The sequence below is a fragment of the candidate division KSB1 bacterium genome, from assembly GCA_034505495.1.
Classification (GTDB): Bacteria; Zhuqueibacterota; Zhuqueibacteria; order Residuimicrobiales; family Krinioviventaceae; genus Fontimicrobium_A.
Genome location: JAPDQV010000003.1, coordinates 104,279 through 122,544 on the forward strand (window position 1 = coordinate 104,279; position 18,266 = coordinate 122,544).

The 18,266-nt window shown below is 53.9% G+C and carries 13 protein-coding genes; 7 read left to right on the top strand and 6 right to left on the bottom strand.

Annotation, left to right across the window (positions count from 1 at the left end):
* The first annotated feature begins 1 nt into the window (after window position 1).
* The 4 genes from ONB24_02425 (at window position 2) to ONB24_02440 (ending at window position 6,237) form a co-directional block, all read left to right on the top strand.
* Complete coding sequence (locus tag ONB24_02425) at window positions 2-934, top strand: hypothetical protein (protein MDZ7314959.1); 933 nt, start codon at window positions 2-4, stop codon at window positions 932-934.
* Entirely contained in the window at window positions 918-2,858 is a 1,941-nt protein-coding gene (locus ONB24_02430) for a PBP1A family penicillin-binding protein (protein ID MDZ7314960.1), read from the top strand. The genes ONB24_02425 and ONB24_02430 overlap by 17 nt, the downstream gene beginning before the upstream one ends.
* An 8-nt stretch (window positions 2,859-2,866) precedes the next feature.
* Window positions 2,867-3,772 carry a PfkB family carbohydrate kinase gene (locus ONB24_02435; GenBank protein MDZ7314961.1) on the top strand — a complete coding sequence of 302 codons (906 nt, stop codon included), beginning with the start codon at window positions 2,867-2,869 and terminating at the stop codon, window positions 3,770-3,772.
* A gap of 86 nt (window positions 3,773-3,858) precedes the next feature.
* Window positions 3,859-6,237: a TonB-dependent receptor gene (locus ONB24_02440; protein MDZ7314962.1), complete on the top strand. Its 2,379-nt coding sequence runs from the start codon at window positions 3,859-3,861 to the stop codon at window positions 6,235-6,237.
* 90 nt (window positions 6,238-6,327) lie between these two features.
* Here ONB24_02440 and ONB24_02445 read toward each other — a convergent pair whose 3' ends face one another.
* The gene (locus tag ONB24_02445) at window positions 6,328-7,530 is read right to left on the bottom strand and encodes a hypothetical protein (GenBank protein ID MDZ7314963.1); all 1,203 of its coding nucleotides are present in this window, start codon (window positions 7,528-7,530) and stop codon (window positions 6,328-6,330) included.
* A 61-nt stretch (window positions 7,531-7,591) separates the two neighbouring features.
* Window positions 7,592-8,941 (bottom strand): multiheme c-type cytochrome, encoded by a 1,350-nt coding sequence (locus ONB24_02450; protein ID MDZ7314964.1) that lies wholly within the window; start codon window positions 8,939-8,941, stop codon window positions 7,592-7,594.
* Window positions 8,942-9,174: 233 nt separating this feature from the next.
* Here ONB24_02450 and ONB24_02455 point away from each other — a divergent pair, with 233 nt between their 5' ends.
* Both ONB24_02455 and ONB24_02460 read left to right on the top strand, forming a co-directional pair.
* Window positions 9,175-10,284 carry a thiamine pyrophosphate-binding protein gene (locus ONB24_02455; GenBank protein ID MDZ7314965.1) on the top strand — a complete coding sequence of 370 codons (1,110 nt, stop codon included), beginning with the start codon at window positions 9,175-9,177 and terminating at the stop codon, window positions 10,282-10,284.
* Window positions 10,281-11,519: a thiamine pyrophosphate-dependent enzyme gene (locus ONB24_02460; protein ID MDZ7314966.1), complete on the top strand. Its 1,239-nt coding sequence runs from the start codon at window positions 10,281-10,283 to the stop codon at window positions 11,517-11,519. The genes ONB24_02455 and ONB24_02460 overlap by 4 nt, the downstream gene beginning before the upstream one ends.
* A gap of 66 nt (window positions 11,520-11,585) precedes the next feature.
* On the opposite strand, the gene ONB24_02465 is transcribed toward ONB24_02460, so the two are convergent.
* Window positions 11,586-12,023, bottom strand: a complete 438-nt coding sequence (locus tag ONB24_02465) for a hypothetical protein (protein MDZ7314967.1) — start codon at window positions 12,021-12,023, stop codon at window positions 11,586-11,588.
* Between the two features lie 70 nt (window positions 12,024-12,093).
* Entirely contained in the window at window positions 12,094-12,771 is a 678-nt protein-coding gene (locus ONB24_02470) for a glycosyltransferase (GenBank protein ID MDZ7314968.1), read from the bottom strand.
* Window positions 12,772-12,940: 169 nt separating this feature from the next.
* Here ONB24_02470 and ONB24_02475 point away from each other — a divergent pair, with 169 nt between their 5' ends.
* Complete coding sequence (locus tag ONB24_02475) at window positions 12,941-15,130, top strand: GDSL-type esterase/lipase family protein (GenBank protein MDZ7314969.1); 2,190 nt, start codon at window positions 12,941-12,943, stop codon at window positions 15,128-15,130.
* 72 nt (window positions 15,131-15,202) lie between these two features.
* On the opposite strand, the gene ONB24_02480 is transcribed toward ONB24_02475, so the two are convergent.
* Window positions 15,203-17,359: a VWA domain-containing protein gene (locus ONB24_02480; GenBank protein ID MDZ7314970.1), complete on the bottom strand. Its 2,157-nt coding sequence runs from the start codon at window positions 17,357-17,359 to the stop codon at window positions 15,203-15,205.
* A 42-nt stretch (window positions 17,360-17,401) separates the two neighbouring features.
* Window positions 17,402-18,266 (bottom strand): tRNA (adenosine(37)-N6)-threonylcarbamoyltransferase complex transferase subunit TsaD (tsaD, locus tag ONB24_02485; GenBank protein MDZ7314971.1); only part of this gene is annotated, 865 nt, incomplete at its 5' end.

The following is an 18,266-nucleotide window of genomic DNA, read 5'->3' on the forward strand; positions in this document are numbered from 1 at the left end:
CATGAAAGAGGCTCTGCGCGAAAATAGTGCGGAAAATTTGCCGGACGAGGCGGAATCGCTGTTGCCGCAGCCTCGAAAAAGCAAAAAGCAGCGATTGGTCTGGATCTTCGTCGCGGTGCTGCTGATCGCCGGCGAAGCGGCATTCGATATTTTCGAGATTGCCGTCGGCCGCTTTCTTCTGCTGACCAACCCGCTGCGCCCGCAGAGCGGTCGTTTATGGGAAGAGGATTTAAAAGAGCAGGAGGGACTTTCGGCGCTTGAAGAGGTCATCGAAAAGAGCTCGCTTGAGGAAATACCGCGCGAACCGATACACAACCTCGAGGAACTGCAGAATGCGCTGGAAGCTTTTGGCCGTGTATCGATGAGCAAGGAGGAATTCCTGCAGTTTTATCGGAAGCTGCCCGCAAACCACGCCAAACAGCTTGCCGATCCGCTGCTCATTTTGGAGCTTGACCGCGGCGGTATATGGCGCCGTACGCAGTTTTCCGCTTCCGACGGCCAAATCGCCCTCCACTTTTTAGACGGTTACGACAACCTTTTGCGCGAATGCCACAGCTCCGTTGACCAGAGGGCTGAAGAGCCGCCCCAGTTCGAAGAACGGTTGGAAAGCTTTGCTTACAAAGGCCGTATTGTTTCAGCCGATCTTTTCCTTCAAGCCTTTAATAAGCTGGATCGTTCGCTGCAACTTCAGATCATCAACGATCCGATTAAGCTTGTGCAGTGGGGGGATGACCTGCAGCGTGTCGGCATTGCCCCTGAGGTCGACGAAGAGGGGGTGAAGCTGGCCTTTGAAATAAAAAGCGGAGAAGGGGTTGTGGTTCAATCCGTACACGCCTCGGAGCTGGCTGTCGCCTACCTGCTGCAGGAAATCAATCTGTTGGATGAATCTATTGACATCAAGCCGCCGGTGAAACGCCATGAAAAGAACCGCTAAGATTCTGCTGATCGGATCAGCTCTAATCGCGCTTGCGGCGATGATTTATGCGCTGTTGCGGCTGCCCCAGTTACCCGACGACTTGAACCGAATTGCATTGGGCAGGCCGACCAAAATTTATGATGACAGCGGCCGCCTGATCCGTATCATGGCAAATCGACAGATCGTGCCGCTTTCGCAGATTTCTCCATACATGATTCAAGCCGTGCTGGCGCTGGAAGACCGTGACTTCTATCGGCATCACGGGATCAGCAAGACGGGCATGGCGCGGGCGCTGCTTGCCAACTTGCGCTTTCGCCGCGTTGCCCAGGGCGGCAGCACCATCACCCAGCAGCTGGCAAAGAATCTCTTTTTCAGTTTTGAGCGCTCTATGGTGCGCAAGCTGCAGGAGCTGTTCATTACCCTGCAGATCGAGCAGCAGTTTACCAAAGACCAGATCCTGGAGGCCTATCTCAATCAGATCGACTTCGGATCCGGGGTTTACGGCGTTGAGCCGGCGGCGCAGATCTATTTTTCCAAACATGCCGACGAGTTGACGCTTGCCGAAGCGGCTATGTTGGCGGGCATTCCCCGCTGGCCTGCCCGTTATAACCCCTACAAAAACCCCGAAGTGGCCAAGGAGAGGCAGCAATTCGTACTCAAACGGATGCTCGAAGCGAACAGCATTACGCAGGAGCAGTACGAGACGGCTTTAGGGCAAAAGTTGCGCTTTCGGCAGCTTTTCGAAGCCGGCGAGTATGCCGAATATTTTATCGATGCGGTGATCAACGAGGCGTCGGAGCAGTTCGGCAAGGCGGCAGTGTTGTACGGCGGTCTCGATATTTTTACCACGCTCAACAGCGATTATCAGGCGGCGGCCGTTGAAGCGATCACCCTCGGGATGCAGGAACTGGACGAGTTGTTGGGGTTGCCGCCGTACAAATCCGCCAAGTGGTCGGAACGGAGCAATTATCCGCAGGCGGCTTTGGCGGCGATCGATCCGCGAACCGGCGCCGTCAAGGCCTTGGTGGGCGGTCGCGACTTTCGCAGCGCTCCGTTCAATCGCGCCCTGGCGGCAAATCGTCTGCCGGGGTCGGCTTTCAAACCGTTCACTTTTACGGCGGCAATCGATCGGGGGATCATTTCTCCTGAAACCGTTTTGGTTGACGAACCGGTGCAGTTCCGCATCTACAATCAGATATGGGAACCGAAGAACTTTGATCAGCAGTACCTGGGACCGATGACCGCCAAGATGGCTTTGGCTAAATCGCGCAATGTGATTGCCGCTCAAATTATCGAAAAAGTGGGTCCGGAGACTGTCATCAAATATGCCAAAGAGATGGGCATCACCAGTCCTCTGGAGCCTAATTTATCCCTTGCCCTCGGCTCTTCCGGCGTTTCTCCGCTGGAAATGGCTTCCGGATATGCCACTCTCGCTGCCGAAGGCATTTACCGCAAGCCTTTTCTCACTCGCAAGATCAATGCGCCGCAAAAACTGCTATATGAAAACGAGTATCGTTCTAAACGCGCATTGGATCAGCAGACCAGTTACATTATGATCGACATGCTGACGGGCGTGGTCGAATTCGGCACAGCTGCGTCGATTCGCACTGCAGGCATCGATCGCCCGTGCGCCGGGAAGACCGGCACGACCAATGACTTTCGTGACGCTTGGTTCGTCGGTTTTACGCCCGAATTGGTAGCGGCGGTCTGGGTCGGTTTCGACGACAACCGTTCGATGCGCACGCCCACAGGCCGCGGGATCACCGGTGCCTATGGTGCTCTGCCGATTTGGATTCGCTTTATCCAAAGAGCATTGGCCGGTAAAGTCTATCAGGAATTTCCTATTCCGCCCGGAATCGAATTCCGCTGGGTCGATCCTTACACCGGCCTGGAAACAGACGCTGCAACCGGCATGCGCATTGCCGTCCGCAGCACACAATAGAGGGGATAATGAGCACAAAAAGTTTTCTTGTCGGCGCTTTAGGGGAAGCCGTTTGGGACGATTACGGCGGTAAACGATTCATCGGCGGTGGGGCTGCCAATTTCTGCATTCATGCCGCGGCTATGGGGTGCCGCAGCGTATTGTTCAGCCGCATCGGTCATGATCGTGAAGGCCGAGAACTAAAGGAGGCACTTGCACGACGATCCGTCGATACCTCGGCTCTGCAGATCGACCTGTTTCTGCCCACTCCGATCGTTTCTGTAGCATTGGACGGCAAAGGATATCCTCATTACACCTGTCCTTTTCGACCGACCATCGATGAGATTCGCCTCGACTCACTCTGGGAAGAAACGGCGCCGCAGCTCGACGGTCTCTATTTCAGCATGCGCGCCCTGCAGGGAAATGTTTCCAGCGAAACCGGCAAGAGATTTTTACAACTGGCCGGTAACGCAGTCAAACTGTTCGATCCTGAGCTGCGTTCCTGGGATCCTACGCAGGAGTTAAAAGTCATCAACCTTTTGAATGAGGCGGACATCCTAAAACTCGATTTGACCAGCTGCGGATGGCTCAAGATCGGCCTGCAGAGTGAAGAGGACGAGGTTGTTTTTCTTCACCGTTTAATCGAGACGTTCGGCTTTGAACTGGCGGCGCTGACATTGGGGGAATACGGCTGCTATCTTGTCAGCCGGACAGAAGAAGTCTACGACCCCGGCTATTTCATCACTCAACGCGACGCCTCGGGGGCGGGAGACGCCTTTGCCGCAGCGCTGCTGGTCAAGTTCCTGGAAGGCGCGTCGTTGACGGAAACGGCCGATTTTGCCAATCGCTTGGGGGCTTTTGTGGCTTCGCATCTGGGTGCCGCACCGGCTTGGCAGCCGGAAGATCTCGAACTCTTTGCCTGGAACAGTTTGTGAATTCATTCGAAATTTGTAATCGTTTAACAATCTAGCCCTATTTTTTCTACTATACAATTTCAACCGGTGACACAAAGGAATACGTCATGTACAAATGGGGTGTCGTTTTTATTGCCTGTTCTGTTGCTCTAATCAGCAATCGGCTGAATGGTGCTGAGGGCAAAATCAGCGGCGTCATTGTCGATGAAAAGACTCGCGAGCCGTTGAGCGGAGCCAACGTGCTGGTCCTCGACACGCCTTTCGGCGCCGCTGCAGACGCAGAAGGACGTTATACAATTGATAAACTCGAGCCGGGCAGCTATAACTTGGAGTTTCGTTTCCTCGGCTATAAAACGGTCAAAAAAGGCAACGTCATTGTCAATCCCAACCGTACGACGATCATGGATGTCGTTTTGGAGCCGTCCGTGTTGACCGGTGAGACGATCGAGGTGAGCGCCGGTTATTTCCAAGAGGCCAAAGAGGCGATCGTCGGCAGTCGTTCCATGGATTTCGAGGAAATTCGGCGGAGTCCCGGCGATGTCGTCGACATCCAGCGTGTGGTGCAGGTGCTGCCGGCCGTGGTTTCGGGAACCGATCAACTGAACGAGATCATCGTACGCGGCGGCTATCCAGGTGAAAATCTTTTTCTCATGGACAATATCGAGATCCCGAACCCCAATCATTTTGCCGTCCAGGGTGCCGGCGGCGGTCCGATCAACATGCTGAACAGTTTTATGGTCCGCACGATCGATTTTTACGCCGGAGCGTTTTCAGCCCGCATGGGCGACCGCGCCTCTTCCGCAATGGAAATTACGCTGCGCAACGCTTCGAGAGACCGCCGCCGTTGGGAAGGGCAATTGGGCATGTCAGGTGTCGGCCTCCTATTGGAAGGTCCCTTGAGCTCTCGCGGCGGCTATATTTTCTCGGCCCGAAAAAGCTATCTCGATTGGATTATTTCCTCGACCGGCTTGACGGCAGTTCCGCATTATCATAATCTTCAGGCAAGAATCGATTATGAATTGAACCGCAGCAACACATTGATCCTCAATGCGGTTTACGGCAACGATCACATCGACATCGAAGAGGGGGATGAGGCAGGCTACGGCCGGGGTGCCGAAAACGTCACTAACCGCAACCGGCAGATTATCGGCGGAGCTACCCTGCGGACGTTTTGGCGCCGCGGCATCTTTTCAAACACAACCTTAAGCGCTGTAAGCAACCGTTATTATGTTGATGCCTTCCGCCAACCCGGACACCGAACTTTTTTCAAAAACTCTTCCCAAGAAGACGAATATACTGCCAAAACCGATTGGGTCATTCAGGCGGCGAAATTCCTGGAGCTCGATTTCGGATTGTCTTTCAAATCGGTTCAGGATCAATATGATGTCACCATCTCTCCGGACACGCTTTTTCTCTACGATACGACAAAAATCCCGCCCGATTCGATCCTCGGAATTTTTCGTTTGTACCCTGGACAAATCATCGACCGCGGTATAACTTCCTATAAATCCGCCGCTTACTTGCAATCCGTCTGGGAATGGTCGCGTTGGCGCTTGACTGCCGGCCTTCGTTACGACTATTTTCGTTATACCCGATTCTCGTCATGGAGTCCGAGACTCGGCCTCTCGTACGGCCTCACGTCTACTCTTCGCCTAAAGATCGCCTACGGCCGGCATTTCCAGTCACCTTATCCTATAGAGCTGATTCCAAGCCCGCTCAACCGCAATTTGCGGCATAAATATGCCGACCATTGGGTGGCCGGACTGGATTGGCTGGCCCGCGACGACGTCAAATTGACTTTGGAGGTTTACGATAAAAAATACTTTGACATTCCCGTAGAATACAGTTTAACCACGCCTGATCCTTTCGACGATTCAAGAGGATACAAGGTCAATGCCGGCAGCGGCAAGGCGCGCGGAATAGAATTCTTTTTGCAGAAAAAGCTGATCAGCCGGTTTTCCACCATCATCAGTTATGCTTATTCGAGCGCTTATTCCATCGACCTCCGCAGCGGCGGAAGGATTCCGGCTGATTACGATTACCGGCATGTTTTTACTGCCATGGCCGGATACAAATATCGCGCTGCCGGGCGGAAATGGTACCAGGATTTCCGCCGCACGACGCTATATAAAATATTTTCCTGGCTGCCGTTTGTACCCGCAGACGACAACGAACTCAGCGTCAAATGGCGGTATTTAGGAGGCAGACCTTACACCAAGCCTGTCTACCATCCCGAAATTCAGCGGTGGGTGATCGATGAAAACCTGCCGATGAACGCACATCGCTATCCTGCTTATCACCGGCTCGATCTTCGCCTCGACCGCAGGTTTGTCTTCAACACATGGGCGATGATCGTCTTTTTCGACGTCATCAATTTGTACGGGCGCGATAATGTTTGGTCCTATCAATACAATGACGACGGGACCGTCAGTCAGGTCAATCAGTTTTCGACCATGCCGGTCGGCGGGGTGTCGCTGGAATTCTAACGCCCCAAGAAAGAGTAAGATACATTACCCCGCGCTGATACTCAAACGCTCAATAAAAAAGGCCGCTATTTGAAGCGGCCTTTTCATTTTTCAGTATGCCGTGACCATTCCGATGACAAAACGGTTACCGTCGTTCTTGAGGTCGCGCGTGTATTCACCCACTAAGCGCAGATTGCGCGAAAGCAGGTAAGTTGCGCTGACCGTTGCCGTGTGGCAGCCGAGAGGCGATAGATTGAAATCTTTTAAAAAGCCCGAATAGTCATCGATGTCGGAATCGATGCGGTTGTAGAGCGCGGTAAAATACCAACGGGAGCGATCCAACTGCGGCGAAAAGATCAGCTCGCCGACAATTCCAGTGGTTTTTGTTTTTGGAATCAGACTAAAGAAAAATGGTTTTGTGTCTTCGCGGATCAGGTACTGAGCCGTCAATTCGACGGGGCCGAACGCAAGGTGGAGATCGGGGCCGTAATAGGTGATTTTGTTGATCGAGCTGCCGTTTTCATAATGATAGGCTTCGCGCCCGGAATAGTAAAAGCCGCCGATCTGCAGTTCCGGCAATAGGGTCTGAGCCACGCGAAGGCCGATGTTCTTGTCCGAGTCGCGGTCAAATTTTTCATCCGCCGCCGGTTTGCCGTTGCCGTTGACGATCATCGCGGCGAGATCGGTGCCGGTTTTATCGATGCCGTAGGTCAGCATAACGCCTCGGTCATAAGTCAGATTAGTGAATGACCTGCCGACCCGCGCGCGAAAGATTTGATAGTCCTCATAGGTCAAACGCAGCTCGCGCTTCATCAGCGGATCGCAGACCTGAAATTGGCCGACCATAAGATCGAGATTCGAGCCGAAGAGATTGTCGAAATGAATGTATGCGTCTTCGATACCCGCCACTTCACCTTTTTCCGACATGTAAAAATAGAAATAATAGCCGATGTTTTTGTAAAGTGCTCCGCCTGAAAGAAGCTTGAGACCGTAAGGCGTCTGCAGATCCGAGGTGATGTCTGCGTCCGGCTCCAACAAGCCGAAAGCGTCAAAGCGGACGGCAATTGGAAACTCTTTATTGAGCCTTAGGATCGGATCGCCGGCGATGATATAGTCGCGATCTTTTTCATCTTCTTGTAAAATAAATCCCGCTGCAGCGTACTCATCGCCGTAATCTTTGAGCTTCGGAAAAGGAGCGTGACAGGTGCTGCAGGAAATCTTGTAACGCCGCGCAAAAGCAGGAATCGCTGCCGCCTGCTGCGCCAAAACACCGACGAGCAACAAAACCGCCCACATCCTCGCACGAATCGACATAATGGGAATCCTCCTCATTCCAGCCGTAATCGAAAATGCCGAGCTTGAATCGCTGCGCCTGCTAATCGACGACTTGGATCCAAGTTTCGGCGAAATTTACCGGTACGATTTCGCTTTCTTCCGCCGGAACTCCCAGAAAATCCGCCACCGGCTTGACCAGTTTTTGATAATTCAACTGGGCGCGAAAAGTCACCTTGCCAAGGGGAATATCATCCGGCACTTGCCAAGTAAAGGTCTCGATTTTTGTCTCCCGCGGTCCGATGCGGTAATCGACGCCGAGCCGCGCGGTATTCCATTGCAGGATGGTCATGATGCCGTTCGGGTCAAAATACGGCATGCGAAAGATGCGGTCGCCGACCGGCACGCCGTCTCTGGGTACACCCTTAAAGTCCTTGATCCCTTTGGGAACCCCCATATCGACATAGGCAAGCACGTCCGCAGCAATCGTATACTCTTCGCCTTCGAATCCCTTTTTATCCACCGGCAGATGATACTCTTTGCCGTCGGAGTCCCTTGCCGTGACATGCAGCCACATGATTCGATCTTCTACCGAGCCGGTGGGGATCTTGTGTCCGGCCTTCCCGTTGAACAGCTGCACCTTCAGGACCACAACATCGCCGGGAGCTGCTTCGCGTTCTTCCGGGTGCATGCGAAGCTCGATCGCACCGGCAATTTTTCCGGGATCATGGGCTCCATTAAACAGATGCTGCGCCACCATGTCTTCTTTGGCCATTTTTGCATTTCGCCCCCATGCCTTGGGCATATGGCATTGCTGACAAGGGACGCCCTGGTGAGAATAGGGTCCTTCCAGCCATTCTATCTGCGTCGATTTTACCCAAACGCCGAAGGGATTTTTCTCGTTGTGACAATTCGCACAGAGTTCGGCTTGCGCAAAGATGTCGAGCTTTTTCGTCTCGTGATGAGGCGAGACTACGCCCTCCTTTGCGCCGTACTTGATACGGCCGGGCGATACGACAAAGCTAAAGTTGTAGGGAACACTGTCGTCGCTTTGGATGCCGCTGATGCTGTGACAAAGATCGCAGCTGACGCTCTCATTGGCACGCGACCCCTCCGAGGGGCGCGGCGGCGGGACGTCGCCCGCCAAATAGGCTAACGGGGCATGACAGCCGTTGCAGCCGTCGACCGGTCCTTTCAATGACGGCACCTTTTGCGCATGCGCAACCGCCAGATCAAAATATTCGATTTCATCCCAGTGGTGCGTATAAGCCTGCGACATCATCGCCTGCGTCCACTGCATATAAATGTCCGTATGACATGATCCGCAGGCTTCCGGTTTTTCGAATTTGCTGTAGGGCTGGGTGCCGAAATTCTTCTCTCCGGCCGATAGAACCGCCATCATTATTAACAGCAAAACTGAAAGGCCAATTAGAACTGCTTTTTGGGGCTTCATGCGATACCTCCGCTGAAGAATTACTTGGTGGAAAATAATAAATAATTGTGAAATTGCAACTTTATTTTTAGCTGATATTTTTTATAATGTTCTTGCGGGTGTTTGATCAATCGTAAAGTTATAGATAACCACGCCGTACTTAGCGGCCTAATGATTTTGCTTGGAAAGAAAAATGTTGGAATTCGAACCCTATGCAGCTTATATTGGCGAACAACGCACAAGGATGCAGACTCATGCAGGGTTCCAAACATCTGGTCGACGGATCTCTTTTGATCGTCGAGGCTTTGACCCGCGCCGGCGCGGACGTGTATATCGGTTACCCTATTACTCCGGCAAATTTAATCTACGAATATGCCCGGAGGCGTTTTCCGGAATTTTATGCCGCTCCGGATGAAATTTCCGCTTTGCAGTGGGCTGCAGGCTATGCGGCAGCCGGCAAACTTCCCGTCGCCGCAACTTCTTTTCCAGGTTTGGCACTAATGGTGGAATCCGTCAACATGTTCTATATGATGGAACTGCCGTTGGTGTTGGTGCTTGTACAACGGTTGGGACCGAGTACCGGCTCCGCAACCGTCGGGGCAGAGGGAGATCTGCTTTTGCTGCGCGGCCTTCTGTCCGGCGGATACACCTTGCCGGTTTTCTGCCCGGCAGATTTGACGGATTGCTGGACGCTCTCTGCCGCCGCGCTCGATGCGGCTGCGAATATGCGGTCGCCGGTCATCCTGATGACCTCCAAGGAAATGGTCATGACTTCCTGCAGCTTGGACCTTGCAGCGTTGCCGCCGATCTCGCCTGTCAAAGGATCTGCCGGCGCCGCGGAACACCATTCCGAGCCTTATGCAGCAGATGAAAAAGATGTACCGCCGTTTCTTCCTGTCGGCAATTCGCTTCGCCGCGTTCGTCTGAACGCCTCTACGCATGACCGGAGCGGTCTCATTCGCGACAATACCCCCGAATCGCTCGCCAACACGCAAAGGCTGCAGAAAAAAGTCCTTCACCTTATGAAAAATTATGAATATTTCATTTTTGACGCTCAGGACGGCTCAGACCTGCTGCTGATCAGCTATGGAGTTTCGGCTTTGTCAACGCGGGCGGCTGCCGAAGAGCTGCGTCGCCGCAGCATTGCCGTGGATCTGCTCACGCTCCAGACTTTGTTGCCTGTGCCGCAGGATGTTATTGACCGCCTAACTCATTATCGAAAAATAATCATTGTGGAAGAAAACATCACCGGCGCTCTGCGCCAGGTTCTGTTCGGATTGTGGCGCGATGAGCGGATTATTGCGATCGGCAGCATCGGCAGGCCTATTTCTCCCTCGCAGATCATTCGTGAGGCGGGATTATGACGAATCGACTGCTCAACGACAAGTCGTTTCCGTACTGTCCCGGTTGCGGACATGGACTGATTCTCAAAGCGTTGGATGCAGCTTTTCAGGCTCTCGATCTTGATCCACTCAATGCCGTTATCGTCAGCGACATCGGCTGCTGCGGACTGATCGATGCGCTGGTCAACAGTCACACCGTGCACGGCCTGCACGGGCGATCGACCGCCTTGGCTCAGGGGATTGCCATGGCTGCCGCCGGTTCCGGTAAAAAAGTGATTGCCGTTCTCGGCGACGGCGGAGCTTCGATAGGTCTGCAGCATATTTTGACTGCGGCGCGCTGGAACGTCGAGATGCTGGTCATTCTTCATAACAACATGGTCTACGGCATGACGGGCGGCCAGCGCAGCGCGCTTTCACCCCCGAATCTGCGGGCTGACGGAGGGCCTCAGCCGCTCGACGTCTGCGCCTTGGCTGCCGCCGCCGGAGCTCAACGGGTTATTCGCCGCTTTGCGGATGACGATTTGACGGCTGCCTTCATCGAGCTGCTGAAAACGCGGGGGTGTTCGTTGATCGAAGTGCTCGAAACCTGCCCCTCGCACGGCTTGCGAAAATATCCTGAACTGAGACAAGCTGCCGTATATCCGCCTATCGATGCGGTCGGTTCCTTTCCGATTTTTACACCCGGTGTTCGGCAAACGCCCTCGCTGTTGGATGAAATACCCGCCGTTCCAAGCAAATTTACTTCATCGCTTCAGCGGCAACTGCAGGTTACTGTTGCCGGTTCGGCGGGAGAAGGCGTACAGTCTGCCGGCGAAATCGCCGCTCTGGCGGCCATGCGTTGCGGTCTCGAAGTCCAAAAGCGCGGCGAATATCCGATTACCGTCGGCAACGGCTTTTCGCTGGTACATTTGACCTTTTCGCCGCAGCCGATATGCTATGCCGACGCTCTCGATCCCGATATCATTTTGGCAGTTTCGGAAGAGGGATGGAAAAAAGTGAAAAGCCGCATCCGTCCTGGAGCGCGACTTTTAGCCGATGCGGAGTTGCAGATCGAGCAGGGGGGCATGGAACAGCCGGCATTTCGAAGGGTCGGCGGCGCCAAAGGAGCAGCTCTGGCGGCGCTGGTCTATTGGGGAGAAAGGACGAAAATCATCCCATTTGAGGCGTTCAATGCTGCCGTTTCATCACATCGCCTTGGGAAAATATTGCAGCCTCTGCTGGAAAAGTCGCGCGGGGCTTGGTTCGGAGACGCCTAATTCGGCAGTCAGCTCTCATAACCGAGAGCCTCGAAAGCTATTTTTCTATTTCGGCGAAACAAGTGACTACTTCTGCGGAGGCTGTGCCGGGACAGCCGATTTGGGCTTGGGAGCCAAGTTTTTACGCAGCCCGAAAAATATCAATGCGATACCGACCAAAAAGAGCAGAGTGCCCGAATTGCGCAGCTTTTTTGCCGCTTTTTCTCTTTGCCTTATTTCCGCTTCCTTTTTTTCTAATGCAAGTTGGAGAGAATCCAGCGTAGCTTGTTTGCGCAAAAGCATCAGCTCTTTTTCTTTTAGTGACCGGTAGAGGGCTTCGGTTTCCGCCTGTAATGCCTGCAGCTCGAGCGCGCGCCGTTCTATCTCTTCCTGAGTAATGAGACGGCTGCGGTCGAATGCATTCTTTGGACGTCCAAAAGACGGCTTGTCGCCTTTATTTTCCGTGCATGAGAAAGAAAAAAACAAGCAAAGCGCCGCAATCAACGGCAACGCTTTCGTTCTCATTTTCGCTTTCCTTTTAATGTCCGGCCGAAAATTAGGAAATTTTTGGCGTAAATACAATTCCCCTCGTTAATCACAGCGGTTCAGCCTGTTGTTGCTTTTTGCTCTCACAAATGCTGTCCGGTAAGCCGGTATAATAACGATAGGTGGAAAAGTCGACTTTGACTACCCGAAAACTCTTTTCGACCCTGGCTACAAACTCTGATTCGGCGGAATATGGCAGCAGTTTAAAGCCGCCGGCGCGCAGAAATACCTCTTTTTTGCCGAACAAGGTGGCGCCGATGACGCATTGGGAAAGATGGATGCGGCGATCCGGCTGATAAGCGTCGACCACCCAGTGCGACTCTTCCGGCCCGACAAGCTCGACGCCACCATGCAGAAAATCCACCTCCGGATGTTCCTGAAGAAAACGGCTGCGCAACTCTAAATGGGTCGGCAAATATTCATCGTCCGAGTCTAAGAAGGTGACATACTTACCTAAAGCAGCAGCAATCCCGATGTTGCGCGAAGCTGCCAAACCGCGGTTTGCATGTTTTAAATAACGAAGATTCCGTCGCTCAAGGACAAGAGGCAGCAGCAGCTCTTCCAAACCATCGGTGCTGCCGTCGTCGATGACCAAGAGCTCAAAGTCCTGCAGCGTCTGAGTCCAAACGGAATCAATAGCCCGCAGAATCAGATGACGGCGGTTGTAAACCGGCAAAAGAACCGAAACAAGCGGCTCCTGCAGCGAGGTTTTTACTGTTTGATCCATATTATCAAATTAGAGAAAAAAGTTATCATCTCCAAGCCTGTTGGGCAAAAGTCCTGTATTTAAAATTTTCAGAGGATGAATGGAACTTGAGGAAAATGCTTGTTAATTTCACCGCTTTTCTTTAATTAGCCCCTGTCCCTCGAATTTGACAAAGTGAGGCATCCACGGCATGAAGAAAGATATTGAACCGCCCGACCTTCAACAGATAGACGCCGGCGGCCGCAATAAAAGAATAGCCTTTACCATCCTGGTGTGGCTGCTGCCGTTGTTCATTTTGGGGATGGTGGAGCTCGGCCTGCGCATCGCCGGCTATGCCGGCGCGCCGAAGCTCTTTATCAGTGCACCCAAACCGTACTCGCATCTTTTGCGGATCAATCCGACCATCGCCCGCCGTTACTTTCGCAGCGATCGAATGATCCCCACGCCCTCGCATGATACGTTTCTAAAGAGTAAGCCCGAAAACGGCCTGCGCATTTTTGTGCTCGGCGGTTCCACGACTGCCGGCTATCCTTACGATGAGAATGCGCGCTTTTCTCGCATTTTAGAAAACGCGCTTCAAGCGGCGGAACCTGCACGGCCAATCGAAGTCGTCAACCTCGCCATGTCGGCCATCAACAGCTATGCGCTGCTCGATATGATGGATGAATTGCTGGAACAGAAACCCGATCTCATCTTGATCTATGCGGGACACAACGAATATTACGGCGCTTTAGGGGTTGGCTCGCGGGAGTCCTTGGGGCGCAACCGCGGTTGGGTTCTGACGGCGCTAAAATTGCGTCGATCGCGCCTATTTATGCTCACCCGCAGCGTGGTTACGCGATTGCGAAAGGTCGCCGAAAAGCCGACCACCGCCACGCTGATGGAGCGCATCGTGGCGGAGCAGCAAATTCCTTTGGACAGCCCCCTCTATACCGCCGGAATCCGCCAATTCGAAGCCAATCTCGACGCCATACTCAAAAAAGCAAAGCGCCGCGGCGTGCCGGTCGTTCTCAGCGAATTGGTCAGCAATCTCGCCGATCAGCCTCCTTTCCTGTCTCTCCCCGATCATTCAGCCGAGCAATCCTTTCGCGAAGCCAAAGCGGCCGAGCAGGCCGGCGATTGGCAGCGCGCCAAGTCGCTCTATCTACAGGCAAAGGAACAGGATGCTCTGCGTTTCCGCGCCCCGGAAACGATGAATCAAGTGATCCGCACGGCGGCAGATCGTTACCGATTGCCTCTGGTGCCGATGGTACGGCGCTTCGAAGCGGCATCGCCGAACGGCATAATCGGCGGCACGTTGATGATCGACCATCTCCATCCCAATCTGCAGGGCTACCGGCTTATGGCCGAAGCGTTCCTCGATGTGCTTCTCGAGCAGCGCCTGCTGCCGCTCTCTCAAAGAAAATCAAAAATTGACGACAACGCCTGTGCTTTTACAGCCGCAGACAGTTTGTACGGCGAGTTGTCTGTACAGGAGCTGAAATCCGGCTGGCCGTTTAAACCGGAATCGCGCAGCCAAGCTGCAATCGACGGCTTCCAGCCGCGAAATTATATGCAGGAAGAAGTCAAAAAAGCGATCAAGTACGACAACTATACAATGCGGCATGTGCATGCGGCTTTGGCTGCTTCTTACGAGCGGAACGGCGATCTGGAAGCGGCACTCGCAGAATATCGCGCTTATGTTGCCATGCATCCGCTGACGCACGTTCCCTATCTCAAAGCGGCAGAGCTCTGCAATCGTCTGCAGCGACATGAGCTGACGCCCGCCATACTGGAGCCTTTTCTTCGAATGCAACAAGTGCCTGCTGCAGAAATGCTTTTGGCCCAAGCCTATCTTGCGCTCGGTGACTATGATCGCGCTGAAATCTTTTTCCAGCGGGCGCAAAAGGAGATGAGCAACGATCCGGTTATACAGATGGGGCTGGCCGCCGTTAAAAGAGCCAAAGAGTCCCGGAAAGGCGGAACGGTTTCGGCAGATGCTGCCGGCATGGTGACCTCAAAAATTGTGGCGGTTTCGCCGCAAGTCGCCTCATTGATGCAGCAGGCGCAGGAGCTGTTGCGCAAACGCTCGTTTCAAGACGCAAAGCCGGTATTGATGCGGGTCGTCGAATTGGAAAACGTACCCCAAGCGCACATGTGGTTGGGGCAAATTTACTTGGATGAAGGGAATTTCTCGGCTGCCATTCGCCATCTGGAAACTGCCCGTAAGGGCATGCCCAAGTATCCCTATCTGCTGTACAATTTGACGATCGCCTATTTGGAAAACGGCGAGACGGCGCGCGCCCGTGAGATTTGGCGTGCGTTACAGGGCGATTTCCCGAATTTTCAGGACCCTTATCGTTTGGCCGAGCGTTTGAGCGGAGCAACTACTGCAAGATAGCAAAAAATTGTAGGGGGATGTATAACGCCCTTGCAAAAAGTTCAATTTGCCGGCCGGCGGGATAATTAAATCTCACACCATTCCCTTGCGCCGGCGGATGAACCATTCGAGGAAAAGCAAAACTAAAAGAATGCTCAGCACGGCGGGATGATTCCAAAGCAGTTTTTCAGAGATGATCACCGCAGTTATTGGAGCGGGGGAGAGGCTGCCGAGCAGACGCGCCACGGAATCAGCCGGAGCATAGTCGCCCCCTGAGACGCGCGCCGTTTCCTGCAGCACCTCCGGTTGCGCCAAAGTCTGCGACAGTTCTGCATTGTACGTGCCGATGGAAAAAAGCGTCGTCGCTTGCCCCAAAGGGCGACCGCCGAGCGAAGCATTAATCAAAAGCCGATAATCCCCTGGCGGCAGATCCGTCCATTCCGCCACATATTTTCCATCCTGAAGTGCTTCTGCGCGTTGTTCGACTGCACCTGAAGCGCCTACTACACTCGCCGTAACCTCGGCGTTGTCTACGGGTATGAGCCTTTCATCCAAAACTGTCGCTTCTGCCCGAACCTTTTCGCCGAAGCTGAAAGTAGTCTTTTCGAGCTGCACGGCAACACGATCTTGAATCTGCGGCGTTTCCAACCATGAAAGGAGGGAGTTGACCAGCGGCTTGAGAGCGGCCTGGCGGTCCGCTCGGGCGCCTGCGTAAAGGTCCCACCGCCACAATTGCGTCGCCGTAATTGCAGCCGATTTTAAAGTCTCTTCTTTACGTACGAGAACCAGCGGCTCGCGAGAAGCATCGAGCGGCGACAGCTTGCGATAGACAAGGACCTCTGCTGCGGAAAAAGGGCGAACGCGCCAAAAAGCCGAAAGCGGCGGCAGGACGGTCCACATTCTTTGCGAATCTAGAGGATTACGACTGAGCTGCACGGCGGCATGGGTTAAGCCGAGCGGCGAGAGCTCGGCAAATACCTGTTGAGGCTGCGGCAGCCTCTCCGGCTGATCGAAAGGAATAACATCACTCAAACGCGACAACTCGTTCGGCGAAACGTTTTCACCGAGAATGAGCAACAAGGGGCGGGACCGGCGCTGCAGCGCTGCGGCAAGTCTTTGGGCTGCGGGAACCGTATCACGCGTCGGAAAATCGTATAAAATGAACAAATCGATTTGATCCAGTTCCGCATCGGTCGGAAACGGTCGATAAAAGTCACCTGCGGCGGAGCGCCTTGCAATCCATTCCAAATTGTAGCGATCGGCATCGATGTTCCTACGTAAAAAAGAGATATCCGGTGTGATGCTGCCGGCGATCAAAAGAATGTTGATCTTGGACTTGAGGACATCGATATAAACGGTCTTTTTATTATTGGCGATAATCTTTTCGCTCGGATGCGGGGCCAAAAAGATTTCGAGCTTTTGTCGGCCGAGATTCGTCGGCGTATACTCCAAGGTTGTTCGCAGATCGGCCGGTGAAGGGGGGACGGTGATCGTTTTTTCGGTGACAACTCGTCCTTCCTGAATCAGCGACAGCGGGGCGGTAAAAGCTTCCAAGCCGCCGGTATGGAGCGAGACCTGCAGCGTCACCGGACGGCCTAAAAAAGCGAATGCCGGACTGTCGACCTGCAGGACCGCCGCATCGGGTAAAGGCTCGGCGGAACCCACCCCGACGGCAAAGATCGGTACACTCAGATCCTCGGCAGCGCGCATGGGATGACCGCCGTTCGTATAAGCGCCGTCGGAAATGAGCAGGATGCCGCTCAATCTTCGGCGATCGGATTGCGCAGCGATTTCCGCCAGAGCCGAGCTGATGTTCGTCTCATCACCGGCATAAGCGATTGAATCCAATGCCGATTCCGCAATCGGGCGCGGACGATCTGCAAACAGGAACCATTTCAATTCATATTTTTGCCGTAAATCTCGCCAAAGCGGATTTTTTAGTATCGCGGCAGCGCTCTCACTGCGGCGCCCGAAGGCATCCTCGACGTTCATGCTGGCAGAATGATCCAAAGCCACGGCCAAAATAGGCCGCTGCTGCTGTTCATAAATCAGGCGAATCACCGCCTCACAACAGACCGCCAGCAAAAGAACGACGGCTGCGGCTCGCAAAGCGGCAAGCGCAAGACGCAGGCTTTTCGAAACAATCGGGTTGGTGCGACGATAAATGAAAAAGGTAAAGAGAACGGCGGCAAAAACTGCCGCAGCAAAGACGGCCGGAGGAACAGAAAGCAGGAGATTCAATGACTTCATCGTGGGTGCCGTCGCAGGTGGGGAGTCATGAAAAATTTCCGCTCAATTGAGGGGTTGATCGAGACTGAGGTTGGGGTAAACGTCGAGGCTCCAATTCGAGCGCATGCCGGCTGTCAGTCGCGAGTGGCCGGCGCGGGCGATCATTCCGGCGTTGTCGGTGCAGAGCAGCGGAGAGGGAACGCGAAACTCGATGCCTTTTTCCTGGCATGCCGCCTGGAAGGCAGTGCGTATAATCGTATTTCGCATCACGCCGCCGGCTAAAATCAGCTCCCGAATGGGGGCTGTTTCTACAGCGCGCATTGTTTTGGCGACCAGAACGTCGGCCACGGCCTGTTGAAAGCTTGCGGCGATGTCGGCTGTCGGAACCGGCTGTCCTTCCTGCAAAAGTCGGCGAATAAGATAGAGAACCGCCGTCTTGAGGCCGCTGAAGCTGAAGTCGAGATTGTCGCGATCGAGAAGCGCCCTGGGCAAATGAACGCGTTGCGGATCGCCTTCTCGACCTGCTTTCTCAACGGCCGGTCCGCCGGGATAACCGAGTCCCAGGATTTTCGCCGCCTTGTCAAAGGCCTCGCCGGCAGCATCGTCGATCGTTCGGCCGATGATGCGATAGGAAAAGGGCTTTTCTCCATGCACCAGCAACGTGTGTCCGCCCGACACCACCAGGGCGATGAACGGATACTTTAACGGCTCGCCGTCTACTGCCGCCGCAGCCAAATGACCTTCGAGATGATTGATGCCGATATACGGTACATTCAGAGTCATGGCCAGGCCTTTCGCCGCACAAAGACCGACCAGCAGAGAACCGGCGAGACCGGGGCCGCAAGTCACCGCAATGCCTTCGACCTGCTCGAAACCGATTTGAGCACTCTGCAAAGCTTCGCGGATGATGAACGTCAGCTGCCGCATA